The organism is Citrobacter enshiensis, from assembly GCF_029338175.1.
GTDB lineage: Bacteria > Pseudomonadota > Gammaproteobacteria > Enterobacterales > Enterobacteriaceae > Citrobacter_D > Citrobacter_D enshiensis.
In genome coordinates this window covers 3454718-3478678 of sequence record NZ_CP119862.1, presented here as the reverse complement: position 1 = coordinate 3478678, position 23961 = coordinate 3454718, and the positions used below count along the sequence as shown (strand labels likewise).

Genomic DNA, 23961 nt, shown 5'->3' with positions numbered 1-23961 from the left:
TGGTTATTTTTCAAAGCACAGAAAATATGCGAAATACCCCTGTAAAGCATGTGTTGATTGACCGGTACTCGCCTTAACTAAAATGTTACCCTTAATTCAGGTAGCTTGATTCTCTATTTCAGGTTGCACTTATGTTTGTTGACCTTTTTTGATTTAAACTAAATGCTACATTAAAAAAACGTTTGTGAACGAAAAGAAACCACGGATACCCGCTACACTGTTTATATTGCAATCTGCCCTTTTTTATTTCAGAATCGCGATGGTACGAGCCATTTTATTCAATTTTGTTATAAAGTTTGGGTTAAGTTTACGGGTTTAAGGCACACCGTACGCCAGGCCCCATCACATATGAATGTTTTTACATATCAATAAAACAGTAAAAATAGCTAAAAACTTAATTTTGCTCAAAATAATCGACATGAGATCCATTATGGTTATCCGAAACCAGGGATGGAAGCCTGTCTCGTGTTTATCTCAAACGAGAATGAGAAGTTTCTCAAATACAAAAATAAGGATTTAATGATGAGTTTTGGTATGGCGAAGGATGATAGATTTGAAATTATTGCCATCATTCGTGAAGAACTTCTCAAGAAGACGAAACTTGAAATAGTCTATAAAAACAATAGCATAGTAACGCAACTGGAAAAGGTCGACTTCGAACACTTCGCCATCTCCCACCATGAAGATATCGTCACTGAAAAAATTCAAGGTTTTATTCTGCACAGTGAAGCCGGAATTATTAAATTCAATGCCCGATTCGACCGCGAGTCCTCAGATGATAACGCGGGTGGATTAGTTTATTTTATCCCTGACATGATTTTTTTTGTTCAACGCAGGCAGCATCAGCGTTTCTCGTTTCTAAAGGGATTTAGTTTTACCTGCTTTGGGCGCTACAAAAACGGTGAAAATTACGTATTTAAAATTAAAAACATTTCGCGTGGCGGTTGTGCGCTTATTGCCGAAGAGGTGAATCCGCGCTTTCTGTATAAAGATGCGGTAATCAAAGGTTCATCGCTGGAGTTCGAACAGTTCGGCAACCTGCAGCTCGATATGAGTGTTATTGATGTTGTGGAGATCAATGAGTTTGATGATGATAATCAACTGTATTCCTGCCATCAAATTTCGTGCAAGTTTGATTTTAAAAATCACCGTGAGGAGTCTGAAGTTGAAAAAATCATTATCAACTTTTTGATGAGCAATAAAATTAGAAGTTTATAAGGAAGGTGAACTGGATGTTGATGTGTGGCAATGATAATTTTGTAGGGCGTGGCGTCTCTGAATTCCTGAAAAGTAAAGATGTACCGATTAGAACCTTCAGGCGCGAAGAGATGATCAGTCAGTCATCATTGTATCGGCATCATACGATGCTCTTCAATATCATTGATAACGGGCAGTCTTGTGCTGATTTTGTTGATTTTTTAAATAAAAATAGATTCAAGGTCTATGACAACAACATTGTCATCATCACCGACAGTCTGGTGGCGAAACTGTGTGTTGAGTTACTCTATGTCGAGAAAGCAATCGTATTAACTGAAAAGTCACCATTACGCGATTTTAATCAAATCGCGTCATTGTCACAGGGGCCAGGTCATTCCCGCACCTTCCGCTCACAAAAAAAACTTACCGACCGGGAACAACAAATACTGAGTTTATTGGTCGGCGGCTACAGTGCTAAAGAAATATCCGAGTTAGTCAACCTGAATTATAAAACAATTCAAACTCATAAGATGAAGATTGTCCTCAAGCTTGGATTAACGAACACTTCAGATCTGAATAAATTGATCGTCAGATTTAATCATTGTTTATCTTTTTTACCCTGAATCATATTGGGTCAGAAGATTTTGAATTATACTCTTCATACTTCAAGTTGCATGTGCTGAGGTTGCGTTCGCTCACCCCAGTGGCTTACTTTAGTATGCTCCTGGGCTTACTCCTTCCTGCAACTCGAATAATGTAGAGTCTATAATATTCACAGGGGCTGAGCGTGTCGTCATTTTTATTTGGCGGAAGTCGTCATTTTAGCTGTATTTTTAAGGAGGAGGAGGGTGTTTAATTCCAATGATGTACTCATAGCGCTACAGGGAGCGTTGAATACCAGTCAACTTTATATGGTCTATCAGCCCATTTTGAATTTACATACTCAAAAGATTTGTGGGTTTGAGGCATTAATGCGCTGGAATAGTCCTGACATGGGAATGATTTCTCCTGATATCTTTATTACGCTGCTGGAAAAAAGCGGCAGTATTGCGTCAGTCGAAGAGATGGTTTCGAATCCCCCCTGGGATGTCGCGGTCCGGTGGCCAGAAAATATTTCGCTCTCAATCAATTTTTCCGCGCTGGAACTCAGCGATCCCCAGTTACCTGAGCGTGTCAGGCGAAATCTGGCATTCTCAGGACTTGCCGCCAGTCGCTGCGAAATTGAAGTCACCGAAACCGCACCGATTCGTGACAGCCTGGTCGCCTCAGCGAATATGTCTGCGCTTAAAGCCATGGGGGTAAAATTGTCCCTTGACGACTTTGGTACCGGACATGCCAATCTTGATTATCTGCTGAAATATCCGTTCGATACCTTAAAAATTGACAAAGCGTTTGTGGCTGAGATTGAGCCTGATACAAAATCGGCAAAGATTGTGGAAGGTATTATCGTGTTGGCCCATGATTTTGGTATTGACGTTCTGGCTGAGGGTGTTGAAAGTAAGGAACAGTTAGACCGGTTAATTCGTATTGGCTGTGATAAAGCGCAGGGCTATTATATTTCGCATCCTGTCCCGGCAGAAAACATTCCCGCACTTTTAACACAATTCAATTATTAGAGCCTATCCCATTAGGCTATTTTACTTGTCATTTTGGCCCTGGGCAGTGCTCACAAAGGTTTACCTTTGAACGCCCCTGGGCGGCCCGTAAGGGTGAGCGTAGCGAATCAAATCCTCACGTACTACGTGTACGCTCCGGTTTTTCCGCGCTGTCCGTGTCCAAACTGACTACGCCAATTACGCCTACTGGGATAGGCCCTTAATCGTTCACTTCTGCAACGACCACTTCCCCCTAAATCCAGACCATAAAAAAGCCTTCTGTTAAAACAGAAGGCTTTTGATTTTAACTGTTCACCACATCTCTTTGAGGTGGTGAACAGTTATTTCTGGCTTTGATTAAAACATCTTTTTAAAGCCAATGGAGGCATTGATCGGCGCTTCAACCTGCGATTTACTTCCGCCATTACTGAATTGAGTGCCCAATTCACCGTAGACCTGCAAATCTCTGTCAATCGTCCAGGTCATACCGGCCGCCACTTCGGTACTGGAATACTGCTGAGACGATTCCAGTGTCGTGGTTGTCACGGCGTTGCTGAAGTGCGTTTTGTCTTTTGAACCCAGACCCTGCCACAGGTTTACACGACCGTAAGGCTGGATTTTGCCGTGATTCGTGTCGTAATCCCCCACCAGACGAACGCCGAGGCGGGCAGTGAACGAATCTGCCGTATCCATTTTCACCTTCGTTTTGGTTGAGCCATTCAGCGTGCTGTCGTCAAAATCACTGTACTGATAGATCAACTGAGCTTGCGGTTCCAGACTCCAGGCGCTGGCGCCTAAGCGGAACGGTTTGCCCACTTCTGTTGACGCCGTCAGCGTGTTGCCTTTCACGGTGTACGAATCGCTATTACCCGATGCCGCCAGGCGGGAATCATGGTTGCCGTACTGCAGAACGTTATCAACATACATGCCGGTTTCAGAGAACCAGGTGGCATAGCCGCCAATGTAGAACCCATTGTCGTCGATATTGCCGCCTTTACCGGCGCTGCCAACGTTGGTGCCATTCACGCTGCTGTCGATATCCAGGACGCTGGCATAAACCCCGGCTTTCCAGTTCGCGCCGCCGTAGAGGTCGGCACCGACCTGAATCCCGGAGGTATGGCTGCTGGTTTCAGTCCCCGTTGCATCATCCAGTTTGGTTTTTCCGGAGTAACCGATCATCCGTGCCCAGGCACGGTTGTCTTCATCGATGCCTGGCTTGATGTCATCCCCCATACGCTGGTGCATATTACCCAGCAAGCTGAGATCGCCCTGGCGTACTACGCTCGCGAGGCCGTTGATCAGCATCGTTTCCGGACGGTATTCGCTTCTCAGGTACCAATTTTCTCCTTGACCCTGTGCGTTACCGGCGTGCAGTTGATATTCAAAGGCACCGGCCGCCATACGGTCAGAGGCCAGATGGAAGGCATCCTGCGTGCTTTGCGCGGTGGTGGTGGCGCCGTTCAGCGCGGTAACGACTTCGATACCATCGCCGACGGTCGGCGCGCCCAGTCCGGAACCGTCCACATCCAGCAGTGTACTCCCGCTCGCTTTACCGCCGTCGATGACCAAACGGTCTGCAGTACCTTTACCGCTGGCGTCCTGCGAAGCCGCGATTTTCAGCGTGCCGCCTTTCCCGATGTAATCCCCTTTAACAGTTAAGGTTGAGCCGACCTGTTGACCGAGAAGTGAAACATCACCGCTGTTATCCAGTCCTGCGACCGTCTGGTTGTAACCCTGGGTGTTCAGGGTCGTACCTTCCAGAACATAGTGCTGCGATGCCGCGCTCAGGGTGTTTTCGCCACCGGCTTGCAGCACGCCATTGGCTACCAGCGAGACGCCGCTGTAGTTGTTGGAACCTTCCAGTACCGTCGTACCGCTACCGGTTTGCAGCAACATGCCTGTACCGCTGATATTGCCGCTGATGGCATAGGTATTGGCACGGTTGATATTTAACGCGCCGTTATCAACGATGTCGCCCTGGATGCTGCCGATATTGCCGCCGGTGCCCAGCTGCAAGGTGCCCTGTGCGATGGTGGTGCCACCGGTGTAGGTGTTGTCCTGGGTTAACGTCAATGTCCCTTTGCCGGTTTTGGTGAGATGACCGTTACCTTCCACTTCCGTCAGCAGCGCCACATTGTGGCTGTTGGTGTCGAAGGTGCCGCCGCCGGATTCCAGCGTGACCTGACGCGCCGTGTTGAACGCTTCGCCATATTTCAGCGTACCGCCATTAAAGGTGATGCCTGTCTCTGGCGCACCCAGATTCTTATCACCGGCAACCTGCAGCGTACCGGCCGTAATGGTGGTGCCGCCGCTGTAGGTGTTGTCGCCATTGAGGATCAGCGTCCCCAGGTCGCCCTTATTCAGACCGCCGGTGCCGCGAATCTGGCTGTCGATAGTGGCGGTGTATTTCGCGCCATCTACGGTGCCGTCGCCGACGCGAATCAACGTATTCGCCGTGTTGGTCGTAATCGCTTCACCGCCGACGTGATAACCGCCAGTGGCGAACTGCGCCCCGCTGATGATCACATCACCTTTGCTGTTATCAACGGTCACATTGCCCGCTTCACCCTCGAAGACGGCAAATGCGGCATCGGTGAACGGCGCGTTGAGAATACCTTCCGGTGTGGATTCGTCGGTGGTCCAGTTGTCGTTGCCTTTGCTGGACTGCCAGATGCCGTCGCCGCCGTTGATCACGCCATTGTTTTTCAGCTCGCCATTTTCACCCCCGGTACCGTCCCAGAAGCGCAGGGTGAGTCCGGCGTGATTGACCAGGTTGACCTGGTTTTTGACCGAGGTCTGCACGTACAGACTGTCTGCCGCTTCCGGCGCATCGGCAATATCCATCACATTGTTGGTCAATGTGCCGGTGTAATTGATGACGCGATAAACCCCAACGTCAAAACTTCCGCCTGGCGTGGTCTCAATATTCAGCTTACCGTCGAGGGTGAGATCGCCATTCACGTTGATCAGATCGTTAAATGCGCCCCCCGGCGTGTTGGCCTGGCCGAACTGATAATCCAGTTGTGAATTGTCGCTCAGGTTCAGGGAACCGGTGGTGAGTTTACCGACGCTATTCAGCGCGGCGCCCGCCGTGATGTGGCCGTTGTCGTTCACATTAACGGTACCGCCGATAATTCCGTCGCCGCCGAGCGTCGCGCCGGATTTCACCGTTACCAGACCCGTTGCCGCAGACTGATTTCCGTTCACCAGCAGGACGCCCTGGTCGACATCGGTGGTGCCGGTGTAGGTGTTATCGCCGGTTAAGGTCAGCGTACCGTCGCCGATTTTCACCAGACTGCCGTCAGTGCCGCTGATGATACCGCTGATGGTGTCATCAAGACTCAGATTGCCCAGTGACAAACGCTTATCGCCCAGCTCAACGTTACCGGCACCGGAAAGTGAACCGATAGAGGTTGCGCTATTGACGCCACGAATATCGACGTTACCGCCCGCCTGGTTTTTCACCTGAGCCATTTCCGCCATGGCGTTATCGGCAAAGGTCATCAGCCCGCTGTTGGTCACTATCGCGGTGCCGCCGCTGGCGTCATCCTGCAGTGCCAGGGTGCTGTCGCTGGAAACCGCAATACGTGAATTTCCTGCGGTGGTGTTTTCAGTAAACAGCGCGGTTGAGCCGCTGTTCAGGTTGATTTTGGCGTTTTCCGCTGTCGCCTGTTGCGAGAAGATGGCTTTCGCTTTCTCGGTCAAATTCAGGGTTGAACCGGCGGCAGTGACCGTATCGGCCAGCGTTAACAGACTGTCTGCAATGTTCATGGTGAGTGATTGCAGGCTGGTATCTGCGCCGCTGACGTTGAGCGTAGCGCCTTTGTTCATCTCCACCGTGCTGCTGGCGTTGCTGCCGAATGCACCGGTTTTACTGACGTTTACCGTGACGTTGTTGGCGTTACCTGTCCCGGCAATTTCGGTTGCGCCCTGGTAGCTGTTGGCTCGGTCAAACGTCAGGGTGCTGCCCGCCGTGCTGGAGCTGCTGGTTACCTTCAGTTTACCCGCACCCGTGATATCGCCGGTTGGGGTGAAGTGATGCGCGTTCAGATCAAAGACCTCGGCATCTTTATTCGCGCCCAGGGTGATGGTCCTGTCGCTGCTCAGATCGGCGCCCAGTTGCAGCGTTGAGGCATTGTTAATGGCGAGCCCCGTACCTGCCTGACCCAGGTTTTTGTCGCTGGAGATTTGCAGCGTACCGCCGTCAATGCGCGTTCCACCACGGTATTCGTTCTCGCCGGTTAAGATCAGACGGCCCAAATCCGTTTTCACCAGCGTCAGTTTATCGGCGCTGTCGCCTTCGAGAATACGAGATTCGATGGTCGCGGTAACGTCAGCCCCTGCAGCACCTTCACCGACGCGCAGCATCAGTTCGTTGCCGCCTGCGGTGGTGGCATAACCGTTCAGCGCATCGCCTTTAACCACGTAACCGTCGGTGCCAAACTGCGCGCCGGAGAACGCAACTTTCCCTGCGGCATCATCCACCTCAACGGTGCCTGCTTTGCCGGTAAAGATAGCGAAGGCTTTTTGCGCCCACGGTGCGTTGCCATTGCCGTCTTGTTGCGTCCAGTTATTGTCGCCGTTGTCGCCGATAGCCATCCATTTGCCGTCGCCGCCGTCAATCGCGCCGTTGCCTTCAATACCGGATTTACCGTGATTGCTGCCTGACGTTTGTCCGTCCCAGAATTGCAGGGTGACGCCGTTGGCGTTGACCAGGTTCACCTGATTTTTCAGGATGGTCTGAACAAAAATATTGCTCTTATCCTGACCACTCGGCACGCTTCCCAGATCCAGCGTTTGGTTGTCCAGGTTGCCGCCATAGTTATAAATGCGGTAGACGCCAGGGCCGAACTGCCCGCCAGCGCTTTCGGTGACGTTCAGCGTACCGTCCAGCTTCAGGTCGCCTGCAACATCGATTAAATCGTTACGCGCGCCGCCTGGCACAAAGGCTTGTCCAAGCTGGAAATCGGAGGTGGTCTGGTTGCCCAGTTTCAGATCGCCTTTAATGGTCAGCGTACCCGCGCCGCCATCGCCTGCGCTGATGGTCGTGCTGTTATTCATGGCAACGTCGCCGCCAATCACGCCAACCCCGCCCAACGTGGCACTTTCGTTGACGTCCGTCGCGCCGGTCGCTGCACTCTGATCGCCATTGATCAGCAACGTCCCGGTTTTTACCGTGGTCTGCCCTTGATAGGTGTTGTCACCCGTCAGACGCGTCGTACCGTCGCCAATCTGCTGCAATGCGCCAGTCCCGGAAATGACCCCATTTAACCGTACGTCGTCAGAACGGTTAATCGCCAGTAGGCCGTTATCGAGAATAGTGGAAACTTCAGCAATTCCCCCACTGGTGCCGCCAACGCCTAACTGAAGCGTCCCGGTATTATCAATGGTGGTGGAGCCGGTATAGGTGTTATTGGCGGTAAAAATAGTGGTGCCGCCAGCCGCGCGTTCAAAGCGACCGTCACCGCTGATAATCCCGGAATACACTTGCTGTGCGCCGACGCCGTCGCCCTGGGTATCAAAGATCACCCGACTGCCGCTACCGCTGGTTTTCACCGCGTAATTGTTGATCGTTGCCGCGCTGCTGCTTGCCTCACGGTGATCGCCCGTGCGCAGCGTCGCGCCATCGTTAACGGCAATGGTTTCGCTTTTCAGCACCAGATCTTCAACGATACGCATGTCTGCCTGCGCGCCAGTGAGGGTCAACGAATCCCAGCCGGTGCCAATGTTGGTGCCGGAGTTGAGATTATCTGCCGTCAGGCTGCCAATTTTGGCCGCATCGCCGTGAGTATCGGTGAAGGTGAGGGTGTTACCGCTTCCCGCCTGGGTGGTGATATGGCGAGTCTCTTTCAGTGAGACGTTGCCGATGTTCGCTTTGTTGTTGCCGTTGGTGCCATCGAAATTCACTTCACCGGCAAAGGTGCCGTTATTCCAGGTAAAGCTATCGCTGCCGCGACCGGTGTTGATGATCCCGACGGTTTTGCCGCTGATATTGATGGTGTCATTTCCGAGACCTGACTGGATTGCAATCGCCCGATCGCTGGCCGCCTGTACGGTTCCGCTGTTGGTGATCGTTTTACCGTTATCACCGCTGGCATCAATCACGGCTTTGCCGCTGGTGCTGTTGGAGATAATGATTCCGCTGTTGCTCAATGCCGAGACATTTTTGGCAATGATGGCGGAATCCCCGGTCGTATCCTGAACGGTGATGTTGGCCTTAGTAGTGAGATTGCCGTTGGTTTTGGCGAGGATCCCGCTACCCGTGGCGTTGTTAGCGTCGTTATGCACCAGTACGGTGTAGCCCGTGCCGATGTTCAAATTGCCGGTGGTGGCGCTGCCATCTTGTTTTTCAAAGGCAAAACCGGTACCTGCGCCAGTCACATTCAGTTCATTGTCGGCGCCGTCTTTCACATTCAGCTCAACGCTGGTGCGGATGCCCGGGCCGTCGTTGGCGTTGATGGTGACCTTGTTAAGGGTAATGTCTGAGCGTTCCGCATTATTCTGAATCCCCGCACCGCTGCCCAGTGCGCTGATGGTAACGCCCTGTGCGCTCAACGATCCTGCACCGGCTTCCAGACGGATGCCGTCAGCGGTGCCGTTGGTGGTAATCTTGTCGGGTTGACCGCCCGTGCCAGAGGAGATACTCAGGCGCGCGTCTTTGGCTAACAGAACACCGGCCGTGCCGTCATCCACCAAAATGGTGCCCAGCTTTTTAATCTGCGCATCGTTGCCGGAGGCGCGAACGCCAATGCCATCGGCGACGTGCAGCGCAGACGTGGAATTGTTGGTAAAGCGTCCGCCCTGTTGCACATCCACCCCGATGCTGTTTTTGCTGGCGAGATTGATACTGCCGTTATTGCCGAGAATCAGATTACCCAGATTCCTGGTGACGTAGGCAATCACGTTATTACCGCCAGCGACAGAGGTGATATTAGCGTTGGACGTGAGTGTGGTGTCCCTCGGATTACCGTCGTTATCTTTGCCGTTCAACTTATGCGCCTGGCCGTCGACAATCCCGGCGGTGGTGTCGGTACCGGTCAAATTAATGGTCGTTTGATCGCTGATGGTCCCGCTGGCCCCGCCTTCGATGAGCAGGGCGGCGGCGCCAGTGCCTTCCACGGTGAATTTGGCCTCGCCGGTATCGACCGTACTGCCCACACCGGTGGCGAGAACGCCCGTTGAATTTTTACCCTTTAAGGTCAGTTCAAGATTAGAGGGGATGTGAGTGACCGGGTTTTCAGTGTTACCGTCAAACTCCGCGCCCTTGGCGATACGGAAAATGGTCGTCCGCGCCTTACCGTTGTCATCCATCACCGCTTTGCCGATGTTGGCCGTCGCACCCTTACCAAACAGATAGTAGCCAATCTGGTCAGTATTATTGAAGGTAGGGCTACTGATGCTGTCGACGTTGGCCACGGCGTTGTCGCGCACATGCACGCCGATATTACCGACCTGCTGCAGCGTAATGTGAGAATTCACATTGGCGGTGGCGCGATTCGCATCGTTCCCTTCAACCCAAACGGCATAGTTGCGGTCGGTAGTTCCGCCAGTGCCAGCGACGGTAATCGTGCCAGTGGCGCTGGTGGTGGCTTCAGCCGCTTTGTTACTCGCGCTGATGTGAATACCGACGTTATTGGTGCCGTTGACGTTAATTTGGCCATCATTGCGAATGACCTGGTTGTTCTCAGCGCCGCTGTCACGCACAGAGATCCCGAAGTTTTTGCTGTCGCCAGCTGATTTGTCACCGTTCACCGTGATGGTGCCGGTGTTAATCACATTACCGGTGGCGTTGCCTATCAGGATACCTGCGGCATTACGTACGCCAGTGCCGAGCGTGATGGTGCCGTTGTTGGTGACATCGCCCGCGCTTTTGGTGAGGATCCCGGCGCTTTGGCTGGAGCCGCCAGGCATTAACACATCCTGAGTCGTATCGTTGGCATTGCGTCCCAGAGAAATGGAGGCGCCTTTTTCGTTGACGAACGTGGATTTTCCATCCACTTCAACACCGTAGGCGGTGCCTTTGCCAAAGGACTGACCATCTTTGCGCCCGTCCACAACGTTGATTTGTCCTTTGTTAACCCCGGTCGTTTCGCCGGACAGCTGCATCCCGATAGCCAGCGTCAGCGAGGAGTTAGGTCTGGAGTTGTTCCAGGGGTCGGCGGCAGAGGCGGTACCGTAGTCATCCGTGGTAATCGCCTGGTTGATGGTGCCGTTGTTAGTGACGGTACTGGCTCCCAGTCCCTGCATCCCGTACGCGCCATAGCTGTTGACGTTCTGGTTGCCGTTCTTGTCGATAAACAGCCCGGAGTTGATGATGCCGTTGTTGGTGGCGGTCGAATTATCGGCCAGCATACCGACAGCCAGACTCAGTCCGCCAGAGGTGCGTAACGCGTTAAGCTGGCCCTGGTTATTGATGACGCCGCCGCCCGACGCTTTCATGACGCCGTTGATACTGCCGTCAACCGCCAGGATCGAACCATCTTGTATCGTACCGGTGGTTCCCTGACCGTTGGCGTAGACAGCATGTAACTCGCCGCTACCGGCTGTCGCATTGTTGTTATGGGCTAGCCCGTCGGTCCAGACGTCATAATCCCAGTTGACGCTGTCGGCGGCCTGGTCGGACTTCAGCAGGTCGTCGATAAGCGAGGCATATTTGGCCTGTGCGTCAGAGACTTTCGTGACGACGCCCGCGTCCAGCCACAGCTGAATTTGGCTGACTTTTTTGCCATCAGGAGAGGTGGCCGCATCGCTGCTGTTGCCCAGCAACCAGTCATTGAACTGGGCTAAACCTGTGACATCGCTGATCGAAAAGGTCTTGTTGCCGGTCTCGACCACTTTTCCGTCTTTGTCATAGCCGTAGGTCATTATGGTGACGTCGTGGCCGAAGGTATCGGTTGTCGTGCCGCTCTGAAATTCTTTACCCGGAACGACCGGCGCTGCGCCAAACTTGACGTAGTTATCCGATTGCCAGTTGACCTTACTACCCGCGTTTTGCGCTTCCAGCAGCGAGGAGTCTTTGGCCATTAACTCAATGGTATTTTCCTTCGCGCTGGCATTCAGCGTGTCATCGCCGATGTTCAGGTTGGCCGTCGCGCCCTTATCGGCAAGGGCAAAGCCAAACTGCTTATAAATTTTTGCCTGATTGGCGTCGTAGGTATTTAAAATGACGGAGCCCAAATCCATCACGCTAAGAAAGTTCGCCAGATCACTGGTGTCGAACACTTTTATCGACGCTGTGTTCTCCGGGTCGGCAGGATCGGAAATGGCGAAATCAACGTTTTGCGATGGCGTGGAGGATTGATAATGGAACAGGTAGCCCGCCAGTTGGTCGACGGTGGTGATCTTCGAGGTGGTCTGACCATCGGCGCTGGTGGCGGTCAGGGTGATTTTACCGGCTTCCAGCAGTTCCTTGATGGTGGTGGAATCAACGACGCCGCTCTGACCGTACTCAATGGTAGGGAGAGCACCGCTGATGTTCAGCTGTTTGCCGGCGTTCTGGTCTTCATATAAGAAACCGTAGTCATAGACCCCGTTGTGTACGCCTGCTGAGATTTCCTGATTTTGGAAATCGTTAGAAATGTTACGGTTACCGTAGGTATTAATTGGATTTGCGGTGGCGACCATGGAGACTCCGGTTAATGCGGTCGCCGCGATGATGCTCACAGATTTACGCGTGCTGCTTTTTTTCTTCCCACGGGATAATTCGGAAACGACGACCCAGAGACCGAGCGCCGCGTTCCAAATAATGCTGTAAACCTTATTCATATATAACCCTCATCTGCATTTCTGTTTTGCATGTGTTAATACGTTGATTTGTTGGCTGTGTTTGGCTCGCGGAGTGCTGCCTGAGTGTCGATTTTTGAAAATAGATAGCCCTTCCGAACGAAGCGGAATTAAAATGGTGAAGATAAAACACGTTATTAAAAATATCTGGTGGTGAATTCCTTAAGCCAGTGCGCTACAGTTGGCTATACTGAGAAATCATATATTTCAGTCGGGTATTATTGTGTCCCAGTTTTTTGGCAATATTGCTTTTATAGGCGCTGATGGTTTTCTCGCTTTTGTGCGATGCCCCGGCGATTTGGGACAGCGACCAGCCGCGGGCAAACAGCATCATCACGTTGAACTCGTTGACCGTCATTGGGTTCGCTAATGGCTTAGGCGCGCATGGCTTTTTACCATTGATAATGTTGGTTATTTTTTGCAGGATGGCGTCGAGAGAATCACGATCATCCAGAAACTCCAGGCGCATCCCGCACACGGTCTGGAAGAGCGAGAACGTGTTTTTGTCGGCTAATACGATGATCGTCGCAGAGGGGCGTAATGATATGGCGCGGATGATTTCAGCGTATTTTAAAGCCTCACTTTCACTCGGGTTAATGATGAGGTAATCAGCATTACGAGATATTTCTTTTCCCGTCGAAAGTGTCTGGGAGGAGTGAAATTCCATATCGAAGAATAACGTTGTACCGCGCAGGATATTTCGCATGCCTAGCCAGGTGTAAAATGACTCACCTAAAAAAATAGCTTTTGACATAACGTTCTCCTTGAATTTGGGTACAGCATACCGCCCCTTTTTTTAACCATTAAAAAAGGGTCTGTCTCACTTTATAAATACGGTTAGATACAGGCGTATATTCGTGTGCGTACTGAACGCTGTTCAGGCATCCTGATTTATTCGATATTCGCTGTCTTTATTTGAATTTGTAACTATTCTTAGGATGAATATTACTCCTGGCTAAAATGTAAGATAAATCGTTTATTTCAGTCCGCTGGGTATGATTGATAGATTTCACTTATGGATCGCCAGCGCCAGCTGGCAGTTACGGGGCAAAACCCAGCGAAATCCTACGTTGTCAGGATGAGATTTATTAAGAGCCCTTATATTTCAGTGTGATTTTTGTCACATTTCCGAGAGGAGGGAGATGGCTAAGAAAATTCCTGGCATTCTGAGGGGGGAAAGGCGGGGAAAAGAGAAAAACGCAGAGTAAGAAGCAGTTTTTGGTTATAAATTCTGATTTTTGTAAAATTTTTGGTATTTTAATTTGTGAAATAACCTTGATGTGGCGTTTTGCTTTTAATTTTGCAATTAATGCTAAATAACAAAATGTAACTTGCTAAGAATCGTTTTGGCATGTAGCGATTTTTCGCGATTTAGCCTGCCAGGATCTCCTGCTCGGCCTGTTTCATTTGTCCTTCCAGCGTGTCGCGGATGCCCGTCAGGGTGCGTTCTTGCTCAGATAACCAGGCCTCTTTATCCAGGACGGACGTCGCAAGACGCCAGGCGTTTTCAGACTCCAGTTCAGTAATCTCTTTTCGCAAGGCATCAATGTGTGTTCTGAGCTGCTCTATTCTGACGCGCAGGTGTTCGTAATTGTTCAGTCTGTCGCTTGCCATCATAGGTTCCAGACCATGCTGAAGTTGGCTGAGCAACGCGCGAATGGTCGCCAGATCAGCATGCTGGCGGGCCTGGTTAAGCTGAACCATCATCTGATGCGCTTTTTCCTTTAACTCGTCAGCGACGACGTCCGGGTGACAGAGTCGGCTTGCCTGACGCCACAGACGCTTAAGCTCGTTACGTTCATCCGCAGAGAGCTGTAGATCCCGGTCGTGGCGATGCTGTGCATCCTGCTGCTGCTCCCGGAATTCATCATATTCGTTATCGGCGTTTTCGCGCGCCTGGCGCGCGGTGTTGTCATCCTGACGGGTAAAATCATTTTCCAGTTCGCGAATCTCAGCCAGCAGGGCAGTGATAAGTTCGGTCTGCTGTTGAATACGTTTTCGAACCTCCGCCGCTTCCCGGGACGTTGAACTGAGACTCACCCAGTGCCGCTTGAGCGTCGCCAGTTGATCAATCGCCTGTGAAATGTACTGCTGGCAGGATTGATAGTCCTTTTCTCTGCGCCTGAGCTCGGCTTCTTGTTTGCGTTGCGCGCTGGCGGCCAGTTGCTTGCGTAATTCCAAAATGCGGCTCATGAGTGGACCAAGGCGGAGGTGGTACAGATCATTGAAGTCATCGAGGACCTGAATACGGGTATTACGCTTGTCGATCAGTTCGTGTAGCTGAGACTCGAGCGCTTTCAGCTCCAGTTTGGCGGCCGCGATAGCCGGATCCTGCCATGTTGCCACCGCGTGTTGAGAGTGTAGCCAGGCAGTAATCTCACGCATGGCATCGCTGAAGCGTCTCTCTTCGATGGCATGGGCAATCGACCCAATGGCGGCATCCAGAGCGTCGTCTTTCAGGTAAACAAGTTGCTGCAAGATGATCTCTTCATCTTCAAGTTCGATGGCGCTTTTGACGATCTCTAGCCGTTTAATGATCTTATTCATGAAAACTGTTGCCTGGCATGGCTTAAAAATGAGTGACAGAGAATAGTTCTGAGACACCCGTTTGAAAATACAGAAAAAATATTAAAACGCATTCTGTGGTCTGCGACGCCTTTTCGTCCACTGGAATTCATGAAAATTATCTGTTTCCCGCAATATTAGGGCTTCTGTGGCGCTTTAAACGCCTGTTTTCGCGTTCTCAGCTCCGTCGGATTGTGCCTTGCGACAACGAAGTCGAAATGTTAAAAGGAGCCCCTCAATAAAAACGACACAGGGGTAGGGCGTGAAAAACGCGTCAACTGCATCTGACACCAGTGTGTCAGATGCCGCGTCGAACAGTGAACCGACGCTTCATCGAGGGTTGCAAAACCGTCATATTCAATTGATTGCCCTCGGGGGCGCTATTGGCACGGGTCTGTTTCTGGGAATTGGCCCTGCCATTCAGATGGCCGGCCCGGCCGTTTTGCTGGGTTATGGTGTTGCCGGGATCATTGCCTTTTTAATCATGCGTCAGTTGGGCGAAATGGTCGTTGAAGAGCCGGTTTCTGGCTCTTTCGCCCATTTTGCGTACAAGTATTGGGGACCGTTCGCAGGCTTCCTTTCCGGCTGGAACTACTGGGTGATGTTTGTGCTGGTCGGCATGGCGGAGCTGACGGCGGCCGGTATTTACATGCAATACTGGTTGCCTGATGTCCCGACCTGGATCTGGGCCGCTGTCTTTTTCGTTATGATTAATGCGGTAAACCTGGTGAACGTGCGTCTGTATGGCGAGACGGAGTTTTGGTTTGCGTTAATTAAAGTGCTGGCGATCATCGGCATGATCGGTTTCGGGCTGTGGATGCTCTTTTCCGGCAGCGGCGGCGAGCACGCAAGTATCGACAACCTTTGGCGTTATAACGGCTTTTTTGCCACCGGCTGGAACGGTTTGATCCTCTCGCTGGCGGTGATTATGTTCTCCTTCGGCGGGCTGGAACTGATTGGTATTACTGCGGCTGAAGCGTGCGATCCGCAAAAAAGCATCCCGAAAGCGGTGAATCAGGTGGTTTACCGTATTTTGCTGTTTTATATCGGTTCTCTGGTGGTGCTGTTAGCGCTTTATCCGTGGGTAGAGGTGAAATCCAACAGCAGTCCGTTTGTGATGATTTTCCACAATCTGGACAGCAACGTGGTGGCCTCTGCGCTGAATTTTGTCATTCTGGTGGCCTCGCTGTCGGTCTATAACAGCGGCGTTTATTCCAATAGCCGGATGCTGTTTGGGCTGTCCGTTCAGGGCAATGCGCCGAAGTTCTTAACCCGTGTCAGCCACCGTGGCGTGCCGGTGAACTCGTTGCTGCTTTCCGGGGCGGTCACCTCGCTGGTGGTCTTGATTAACTACCTGCTGCCGCAAAAGGCGTTCAGTCTGTTGATGGCGTTGGTGGTGGCGACCCTGCTGCTGAACTGGGTAATGATTTGCCTCGCGCACCTGCGTTTTCGTGCGGCAATGCGTCGTAAGGGACGTGACACGCAGTTCAAGGCGCTTCTCTATCCTGCCGGGAACTACCTGTGTATCGCTTTTTTAGCGATGATTCTGGTTCTGATGTGCACGATCGACGATATGCGTCTGTCGGCGATGTTACTGCCCGTGTGGGTTCTGTTCCTGTTTGTGACCTTCAAACTGCTGCGCCGTAAAACCCGCTAACGAATCGCCGATCTCATCTTGCTGGAGATCGGCGTCTTCCCCAGATGTCTGCCAGTAATTAGCGCTGAATCACGCCTGATAACGACCGAATATCATTGCCGGTTGGCGACTGGTGGATGCGCAAACCGAACTCTTCGATGACGGCAAAAATGTGATCGAAAATATCGGCCTGAATGCTCTCGTATTCCAGCCAGACGACGGTATTGGTGAAGGCATAAATCTCGATAGGTAAGCCGTGATCGTCCGGCGCCAGCTGGCGCACCATCATCGTCATATCTTTGCGAATCCGTGGGTGATGACGTAAATACTCATTCAGATAGGCGCGAAAGGTGCCAATATTGGTCATCTGACGGTGATTGAGTACCGACTCCGGCGCTTCCATCTGTTGGTTCCATTCATGAATTTCCTGATGGCGCGAGGTTAAATAAGGCGCTAACAGGTGCGCTTTATTCAGCTTTTGCAGCTCCTCCTCATTGAGGAAATGAATGCTGGTGGCGTCAATATTGATACTGCGTTTGATTCGACGGCCACCGGACGCGGACATGCCGCTCCAGTTTTTAAACGAGTCGGACACCAGCGACCAGGTCGGGATCGTGGTGATGGTATTATCCCAGTTCCTCACTTTCACCGTGGTTAAGCCGATGTCGATCACCGCACCGTCAGCACCGTATTTCGGCATCTCCAGCCAGTCGCCCAGCTTGAGCATATCGTTGGCGGAAAGCTGGATCCCGGCGACCAGCCCGAGAATGGGGTCTTTGAACACCAACATCAACACGGCGGCCATGGCACCGAGACTGCTGATCAGAATCGCGGGCGATTGACCAATTAACAGCGAAATCATCAGAATACCGACCAGAATGGCGCCGATAAGCTTAATGCCCTGGAAGATCCCCTTCAGCGGAAGCTGAGAAGCGGCGGGGAATTTTTGCGCCAGGTTTAAAATCACGTCCAGCAGGGAGAACAGCGACAGCAGGGAATACATCATGATCCACAACTGCGCGCAGGTGGTCAGGATGTCTGCCGCTTCGCTGCCTTTGTGTAACCAAAGTACGGCCTGGATGTTGACGATAATACCCTGCAAGGTAAACGCCAGCCGGTGGAAAAGTTTGTTCTGGGTAATAATTTGCAGCCACAGGTGGGAACTGGCCGTTGCACGCCTCTCAAAGGCACGCAGCACCACCCAGTGCAAAATAATATGCACAATCACGGCTGTCAGAAAAATAATGCCAAAAATCATCACCAGCGAGGTGGTGTGATTCATTTCAATGCCTAACTCCTCTACCTGAGATATCAATTCCTGCATAATGTCTCCTTAATAAACAGAGACCTATGATGACGGCTGTAGAGAAATTATGCAAATGCGGGCAGGGGAGGCAACGCGCAGCGCATTGACCGGCCGGATTTCAGGCTACGCCGTGATCCGGCACGGAGAGCGCGTTTTAGACTTCCGTCAGGGTGGTTTCCTGAGGCAGACGCGATTTCGGCAGGGCAGCGTTAAAATCTTCGATACTGTGATGTCCGACAGGAACGACGACCAGGCTGGTGTAGCCTTTTTCCGTCAAACCAAACTCGGCATCGAGAATGTCGGCAGCAAAACCTTCGATGGGAACCGCGTCGAGACCCATTGCCGCCACGCCCAACAGGAAGTTACCCACGTTGAGGTAAACCTGTTTTGCCATCCAGTGGTTGTCGTCTTTGAGTTCTTTACGGTGCATATCGGCGAAGAACGTACGGCCTTTGTGGTTAGCGGCTTTGGCTTCTGGCGTGGCGAAGCGGCCATCGATCTCTTCCTGATCCACGACGCGCGTAAGCCAGGCGTCATCCATAGCCGTTTTGGCACAGAAGACCACCACGTGGGACGCGTCGAGCATTTTGCGTTCGTTAAACACAAAACTCCCGGCGGCAGATTTCGCAACGCGCGCTTTACCTTCATCAGTGCTGGCAACGATGAAATGCCACGGCTGTGAGTTGGTGCTGGACGGGCTGAATTGCAGCAGCGTTTTCAGCTTTTCAGCTTCCTCTGCGGTCAGTTTTTTGCTGGGGTCGAACGCCTTAGTGGAGTAGCGTTTTAAGGCGACAGAAACGATATCCATAAATACTCCTGAGTGTTTTGGCACCCTCTGCGGGTGCGTTATGTGCCAGCAGAGTACAGGGTTGGCGCAGAAAAGATAAGAGAGAAAAATGCAAAAACACTTATCCGCGCCAACGATAAATCAGGTGGGGCGCAGCCGTTTCTGATCTTTTTTCGCCAGGCCATCGACCACCCGGTTCCATGAGTCATTCAGCAGATCGTGAAGCAACGACTCGCTGATATCGTCGCCCGGATACACGGAGATCCAGTGTTTTTTGTTCATGTGATAGCCAGGCTTAATGCTGGGATAAATTTGCTGATTAAGCAGTGATTTTTGTGGATCGGACTTCAGATTAATGAGTGGGCGGCTTTGATGCGCTAAGGCAATCATGAAAATTTTGCCCCCCACTTTAAAGACATCGTATTCCGGACCAAATGGCCAGCAGAGCTCGGTAAAGGGCAGTTCAAGCGCGATGCGTTTCGCGCATTCATGCAGGGTTTGCCCATCCATCATCTTTCCTCACGGGTCAGGGCGCGCCACATCGCTTCAAAACCCAGCGAGATGAGCGCATCGGCGCGGGCGGGATCGCGGGCGGCGAACTCAATGGTCGTTTCCGCCAGAGAAAGAAACAGCGCATCGCCAAACGCGCGGTATTCCTCAGACATGAAAACCGGCAGCACGGAGCGATGGCAGAGATCGCGCAGTTCAGGGAACATGTCATCAGCCAGCTGCTCTGTCTCTTTGGTGATCTTTTCACTGACCGCGAGCTGGCGAATGGTGCGATGCCCGGTGGTGTTGTTCAGACCCCAATTGATGTAGCTCTTCCAGATGAAGTGGGTCAGGGTCTTGTCATCGGTAATCGAACGATCCAGTTCCGCCATCATGGACTGACAGAGATTCTGTTTCAGGTGGAGATAAAGCGCGTTGATTAAGTCATCTTTTGTCGCGAAATAGCGAAACAACGTTCCCTCTGCAACCCCCGCACCCCGGGCGATGACGGCAGTCGATGCCGCGATGCCAGATTGCGCAATCGCGGTAGTTGCGGCTTCCAGTAATGCCTGTTTTTTGTCTTCACTCTTCGGACGAGCCACTACACTTTACCCTTAAGTCTGTAAGAAAATACGATTGAATCACGGCATGTGCAGCGCCGCAACGGTGAATGTCAAAGATTGAAAATCATCTTGACGGGAAACGTTCGTTTTCTATAATGAGTGCCTACTCACTCATATTCAAGGGTCAGCCGCGCAAACCATCGGAAAGGGGAGCGTTTTCGGGTCAGGATATGAAGCGTCTCACAGTTTGTGTGGTTTTTATTATGCTTATTGCCTCAGCAGCCAGTTTGCCGTTTGTCCTTAATCCCGGGTTTGGTCAGGCGCCGCAAGGCAGCCAATTAACCCAGGTTGAACAGTCGCCGCACTATCGTGATGGCGCGTTTCACAATATGTTGCCTACGCCGGGTTATACCGGAGATAAGGGGATGATTGCCGCGTGGTGGGAGTTTCTGGTGGCGAAGCGGGAAAATGCGCGACCGCCTCAACCCTTGCCGCTGGTGCCCACCGATATTGCCGGTTTGCCGCAGGCACAGGAGACGCTTATCTGGCTGGGGCACTCTTCCTGGTATCTGCAACTGTCCGGCAAACGCATTCTGATTGACCCCGTATTCAGCAACTACGCCGCGCCGTTTTCGTTTTTAAACAAAGCGTTTGCCGGACATTACCCCTGGACGGCACACACGATGCCGGACATCGATCTGCTGATTATTTCGCACGATCACTACGACCATCTGGATTACGCCACCATCAAGGCATTAATGCCGAAGATTAAGCGGGCGATCGTGCCGCTGGGCGTCGGTTCGCATCTGCGCTACTGGGGCATGAACAGCAACATCATTGAAGAGCGTGACTGGAACCAGTCAGTCAGAGTCGACGACTCACTGATGGTGCATGTCTTGCCTGCCCGGCATTTTTCTGGCCGGGGCATTAAACGTAATCAGACATTGTGGGCGAGTTTTATGTTTGAGACGCCAGAACAGAGAATTTACTACAGCGGCGACTCGGGTTACGGACCGCATTTTAAAGCGATAGGGGAGCAGTTTGGCGCCGTGGATCTGGCGATCATGGAAAACGGCCAGTACGACCAGGACTGGAAGTACATCCATATGATGCCGGAAGAAACGGCGAGGGCTGCGCAGGACCTGCATGCAAAGGCGGTTTTACCCGGCCATGCAGGGCGCTTTGTGCTGGCGAAACATACCTGGGACGATCCGTATAAACGTCTGGCGTTTGCGAGTCGCAATAAAGACTACCGGTTGCTGACGCCGACGTTAGGCGAGCAGGTAAATCTGGCTGACCCAACGCAGTCGTTTACGGCCTGGTGGGAATAAGGATTCTTTTTAAAGAGGGAAGATCACCATGACGATTTCCGCTCGGGTTATCGAAACAATTGTTGCGTGGATTGATGATAATTTAAATCAGCCGTTACGCATTGATGATATTGCGCGTCATGCGGGCTATTCAAAGTGGCATCTGCAACGCCTGTTTTTGCAGTACAAAGGTGAGAATCTGGGGCGCTACGTTCGGCAGCGTAAACTGCGACTGGCCGCGCGTGATTTGCGCGATACAGACCAGAAAGTGTATGACATCTGTCTGAAGTACGGCTTTGATTCGCAGCAGACGTTTACGCGGGTGTTTACCCGCACGTTTAACCAGCCGCCGGGCGCGTATCGCAAAGAAAATCATAGCCGTGTGCACTAAACACCGTCGGGAGGCGCACTAGCACTGCCTTTGCGACTCACTCCGCCAGTGAGAACCAGCGTCGCCAGATAAAACGAATCACAAGATATTCGATGGCGCCAAGCACCAGGAACCACAGGCAAAACAACAGGGTGTAAAACTGGTTGAGATCCATCAAATGAAAGCTCGCAACCAGCTTTTGCGCCAGCACCAGGCCGAGCGACGGCGCGGGCAGCAGCAAACAAGAGAGAAACGCCATCAGCAGAATACCGGCAGCGGTCATCAACGATTCAAGGGGGTGTTTCATGGCATTGTTAAACTTGAGTTAAAAAGCCATTGTCCGGGATATCGTCAGGTAACGCAAACCTCGCCGTTAAAGTCCAGCCCAGATCTCTGTATGTTTTTTTACCAGACCGGTTAACGAACCGCCTTCCGCGATGAAATGACGCATTTGCTGCGCCTCGTTCAGCCCATTTTTCACCTGCAGATGCAGTGCCTCAATCGCGCTGGTGGCATTGACCTTGTCAGCAAAGGGGGCGACTTTTTCCAGCAGACGCAGTGTGTCGTCCGCCAGTGGGTGATGCTCGCCGGTGTGTACATCCGTCAGAATACCTTCCAGACCGTACCGACAAGCCTGAAAACGGTTGAATTTATACAGCAGGTAATCCCGTTCCTGATGTTTAAACGGGCGCTCAGAGAGCAACCAGCAGGCGGTGGCCTGAATCAACCCCGCCATATTGACCGCGTGGCTCAGGGTCAGCGGTGTATCCATGACTCTGACCTCTACCGTACCAAAGTGAGGGCTGGGGCGAATATCCCAGTGCAAATCTTTGATGCTGTCGACCATACTGGTGTAGCTCAGACGGCGAAACAGTCCCTCAAACTCCTGCCAGTTACTGACCCACGGTATGGGGCCGTTATCCGGAAAGGCAGAGAAGATATTCAGCCGCGAGGAGGCAAAGCGGGTGTCCGAACCTTGCATATAGGGCGATGCGGCGGAGAGCGCAATAAAATGCGGCACAAAGCGGGACAAGCCGTGCAGGAGGTTGATGGCGTCATCACCGCTGGCGCAACCGACATGCACATGCTGACCAAATACGGTCGCTTGTTGGATCAGATAACCAAAGCATTCCAGGTTACGTTGATAGCGTTTATCGTCGCAGACTTGCTGGCGCTGCCACGTCTGAAACGGATGGGTGCCGCCGCCGCAAATGGCGAGATGGTGGTTTGCTGCAACGTTTAGGATAATCTGCTGCATCGCCGAAAACTGTGCGGCAGCCTGGTCGATGTTATGGCAGATGCCGGTTGCCATCTCCAGCATACTTTCGGTGATATCGTGCTTTACTTCTCCGGCCTGAAGATGGGGGATGACGTCATCAATAAGGTGTGAGGAATCCTGGCTCAAATCATAACCCGGCGGGTTAACCACCTGCATTTCCAGCTCAATGCCCAGCGTAAACGGTGTGGAGATATGAAAGTCGGGTAGCGGCATAGCGGGCTCGTGTGTGGGTGTTTATTCCTCATTATAGAAGACGGTATTCATTCATCAGGCTGATGATTTCCTGAGCGGCGTCTTTTCTTGCCGCAAGCAAACTGATATAAAAATTTAACGACCAATCTGCTGGGGTGAACTGTGCCGGAAATTAATCTGTATGGACAAACGGTGGGCGACGCACTGCCGGACTGGACGGGGGCAGCGCTGCTTTCCCGTGTTGCGCTTGACGGGCGTTATTGTCGACTGGAACCCCTCGAACCTGAACGCCATGCAGCTGACCTTTTCGATGCTTATGCGCAGGCCGTCGATGAGCGTGACTGGACCTGGCTTGCCAGCGAACGCCCGGAAAGCGTGCAGGCGACAACCCGCTGGCTCGACGGCAAAGCCCGTGACGAGACGCTGGTTCCTTTTGCCGTGATTGATGCCCGCTCGGCGCGTGCGGTCGGGCTGGTCTGTTATATGGCGATTGAGCAGGAGCATGGGTCGGTCGAGATTGGGCACGTGACCTGGTCGCCGCGAATGAAGCAGACGGTGTTGGGTTCAGAAGCAATCTGGCTACTGTTGGGCCATGCGTTTGCGCAAGGATACCGTCGCATTGAATGGAAATGCGATTCGCTGAATACGGCATCGCGCCAGGCGGCAGAGCGATTAGGTTTTGTCTATGAAGGTCGGTTTCGGCAAAAAATTGTGCGCAAAGGGCGCAATCGCGACAGCGACTGGCTGTCGATGATTGACGGCGAATGGCCGCAGTGCGATCGGGCGCTGCAACGCTGGCTGGCGCCGGAGAATTTTGATGAGCACGGCCGACAGAGAAAAACGCTGGTGACGTGTCGCGAAGCATAAGTGCGTCTCCGCTCTGCGCCCA

General features: G+C 52.2%; 16 protein-coding genes. 7 read left to right on the top strand and 9 right to left on the bottom strand.

What is annotated here, in order from left to right:
* Positions 1 to 522: 522 nt before the first annotated feature.
* From P2W74_RS16710 to P2W74_RS16700, 3 genes are all read left to right on the top strand, one after another.
* Positions 523 to 1218 carry a flagellar brake protein gene (locus tag P2W74_RS16710; RefSeq protein WP_276295212.1) on the top strand — a complete coding sequence of 232 codons (696 nt, stop codon included), beginning with the start codon at positions 523 to 525 and terminating at the stop codon, positions 1216 to 1218.
* Positions 1219 to 1232: 14 nt separating this feature from the next.
* Positions 1233 to 1820 (top strand): helix-turn-helix transcriptional regulator, encoded by a 588-nt coding sequence (locus P2W74_RS16705; protein ID WP_276292487.1) that lies wholly within the window; start codon positions 1233 to 1235, stop codon positions 1818 to 1820.
* Between the two features lie 180 nt (positions 1821 to 2000).
* Positions 2001 to 2813: an EAL domain-containing protein gene (locus tag P2W74_RS16700; RefSeq protein ID WP_276292486.1), complete on the top strand. Its 813-nt coding sequence runs from the start codon at positions 2001 to 2003 to the stop codon at positions 2811 to 2813.
* A 336-nt stretch (positions 2814 to 3149) separates the two neighbouring features.
* Here the strand turns inward: P2W74_RS16700 and P2W74_RS16695 are convergent, their stop codons facing one another.
* The 3 genes from P2W74_RS16695 to P2W74_RS16685 form a co-directional block, all read right to left on the bottom strand.
* Positions 3150 to 12557: an autotransporter outer membrane beta-barrel domain-containing protein gene (locus P2W74_RS16695; RefSeq protein ID WP_276292485.1), complete on the bottom strand. Its 9408-nt coding sequence runs from the start codon at positions 12555 to 12557 to the stop codon at positions 3150 to 3152.
* Between the two features lie 193 nt (positions 12558 to 12750).
* Positions 12751 to 13329 carry a helix-turn-helix transcriptional regulator gene (locus P2W74_RS16690; RefSeq protein ID WP_276292484.1) on the bottom strand — a complete coding sequence of 193 codons (579 nt, stop codon included), beginning with the start codon at positions 13327 to 13329 and terminating at the stop codon, positions 12751 to 12753.
* Positions 13330 to 13946: 617 nt separating this feature from the next.
* Positions 13947 to 15122 carry a coiled-coil domain-containing protein gene (locus P2W74_RS16685; protein ID WP_276292483.1) on the bottom strand — a complete coding sequence of 392 codons (1176 nt, stop codon included), beginning with the start codon at positions 15120 to 15122 and terminating at the stop codon, positions 13947 to 13949.
* 280 nt (positions 15123 to 15402) lie between these two features.
* Between P2W74_RS16685 and pheP the strand changes: the two genes are divergently transcribed.
* Entirely contained in the window at positions 15403 to 16797 is a 1395-nt protein-coding gene (gene pheP / locus P2W74_RS16680) for a phenylalanine transporter (RefSeq protein ID WP_276292482.1), read from the top strand.
* 58 nt (positions 16798 to 16855) lie between these two features.
* Here pheP and P2W74_RS16675 read toward each other — a convergent pair whose 3' ends face one another.
* The 4 genes from P2W74_RS16675 to P2W74_RS16660 all read right to left on the bottom strand — a co-directional run bounded on the left by P2W74_RS16675 (position 16856) and on the right by P2W74_RS16660 (position 19960).
* The gene (locus tag P2W74_RS16675; protein ID WP_276292481.1) at positions 16856 to 18100 is read right to left on the bottom strand and encodes a mechanosensitive ion channel family protein; all 1245 of its coding nucleotides are present in this window, start codon (positions 18098 to 18100) and stop codon (positions 16856 to 16858) included.
* Positions 18101 to 18236: 136 nt separating this feature from the next.
* The gene (gene nfsB, locus P2W74_RS16670; RefSeq protein ID WP_203358555.1) at positions 18237 to 18890 is read right to left on the bottom strand and encodes an oxygen-insensitive NAD(P)H nitroreductase; all 654 of its coding nucleotides are present in this window, start codon (positions 18888 to 18890) and stop codon (positions 18237 to 18239) included.
* A gap of 120 nt (positions 18891 to 19010) precedes the next feature.
* The gene (locus P2W74_RS16665) at positions 19011 to 19379 is read right to left on the bottom strand and encodes an MmcQ/YjbR family DNA-binding protein (RefSeq protein WP_203361301.1); all 369 of its coding nucleotides are present in this window, start codon (positions 19377 to 19379) and stop codon (positions 19011 to 19013) included.
* Positions 19379 to 19960 carry a TetR/AcrR family transcriptional regulator gene (locus P2W74_RS16660; RefSeq protein WP_276292480.1) on the bottom strand — a complete coding sequence of 194 codons (582 nt, stop codon included), beginning with the start codon at positions 19958 to 19960 and terminating at the stop codon, positions 19379 to 19381. Before P2W74_RS16660 ends, P2W74_RS16665 begins: the two co-directional genes overlap by 1 nt.
* Before the next feature lie 191 nt (positions 19961 to 20151).
* Between P2W74_RS16660 and P2W74_RS16655 the strand changes: the two genes are divergently transcribed.
* Both P2W74_RS16655 and P2W74_RS16650 read left to right on the top strand, forming a co-directional pair.
* A complete protein-coding gene (locus P2W74_RS16655) occupies positions 20152 to 21252 on the top strand; it encodes an MBL fold metallo-hydrolase (RefSeq protein WP_276292479.1) in 1101 nt (366 codons plus the stop codon).
* A gap of 28 nt (positions 21253 to 21280) precedes the next feature.
* Positions 21281 to 21622 carry a RamA family antibiotic efflux transcriptional regulator gene (locus tag P2W74_RS16650; protein WP_276292478.1) on the top strand — a complete coding sequence of 114 codons (342 nt, stop codon included), beginning with the start codon at positions 21281 to 21283 and terminating at the stop codon, positions 21620 to 21622.
* A gap of 37 nt (positions 21623 to 21659) precedes the next feature.
* Here the strand turns inward: P2W74_RS16650 and P2W74_RS16645 are convergent, their stop codons facing one another.
* On the bottom strand, positions 21660 to 21908 hold the full coding sequence (locus P2W74_RS16645) for a DUF1158 domain-containing protein (RefSeq protein WP_276292477.1): 249 nt from the start codon (positions 21906 to 21908) through the stop codon (positions 21660 to 21662).
* Between the two features lie 66 nt (positions 21909 to 21974).
* On the bottom strand, positions 21975 to 23093 hold the full coding sequence (locus P2W74_RS16640) for a YbdK family carboxylate-amine ligase (protein ID WP_276292476.1): 1119 nt from the start codon (positions 23091 to 23093) through the stop codon (positions 21975 to 21977).
* A gap of 141 nt (positions 23094 to 23234) precedes the next feature.
* On the opposite strand from P2W74_RS16640, the gene P2W74_RS16635 reads away from it, so the two are divergent.
* Positions 23235 to 23939 (top strand): GNAT family N-acetyltransferase, encoded by a 705-nt coding sequence (locus P2W74_RS16635; protein WP_276292475.1) that lies wholly within the window; start codon positions 23235 to 23237, stop codon positions 23937 to 23939.
* The last annotated feature ends 22 nt before the right edge of the window (positions 23940 to 23961 follow it).

Bases quoted from the DNA above. Each gene is read 5' to 3' on its own strand.
- P2W74_RS16710 (WP_276295212.1), top strand. From the start codon at position 523: ATGAGTTTTGGTATGGCGAAGGATGATAGATTTGAAATTATTGCCATC.
- P2W74_RS16645 (WP_276292477.1), bottom strand. From the start codon at position 21,908: ATGAAACACCCCCTTGAATCGTTGATGACCGCTGCCGGTATTCTGCTG.
- P2W74_RS16685 (WP_276292483.1), bottom strand. From the start codon at position 15,122: ATGAATAAGATCATTAAACGGCTAGAGATCGTCAAAAGCGCCATCGAA.
- P2W74_RS16675 (WP_276292481.1), bottom strand. From the start codon at position 18,100: ATGCAGGAATTGATATCTCAGGTAGAGGAGTTAGGCATTGAAATGAAT.
- P2W74_RS16655 (WP_276292479.1), top strand. From the start codon at position 20,152: ATGAAGCGTCTCACAGTTTGTGTGGTTTTTATTATGCTTATTGCCTCA.
- P2W74_RS16640 (WP_276292476.1), bottom strand. From the start codon at position 23,093: ATGCCGCTACCCGACTTTCATATCTCCACACCGTTTACGCTGGGCATT.
- P2W74_RS16665 (WP_203361301.1), bottom strand. From the start codon at position 19,379: ATGGATGGGCAAACCCTGCATGAATGCGCGAAACGCATCGCGCTTGAA.
- P2W74_RS16705 (WP_276292487.1), top strand. From the start codon at position 1,233: ATGTTGATGTGTGGCAATGATAATTTTGTAGGGCGTGGCGTCTCTGAA.
- nfsB (WP_203358555.1), bottom strand. From the start codon at position 18,890: ATGGATATCGTTTCTGTCGCCTTAAAACGCTACTCCACTAAGGCGTTC.
- P2W74_RS16695 (WP_276292485.1), bottom strand. From the start codon at position 12,557: ATGAATAAGGTTTACAGCATTATTTGGAACGCGGCGCTCGGTCTCTGG.
- P2W74_RS16650 (WP_276292478.1), top strand. From the start codon at position 21,281: ATGACGATTTCCGCTCGGGTTATCGAAACAATTGTTGCGTGGATTGAT.
- P2W74_RS16690 (WP_276292484.1), bottom strand. From the start codon at position 13,329: ATGTCAAAAGCTATTTTTTTAGGTGAGTCATTTTACACCTGGCTAGGC.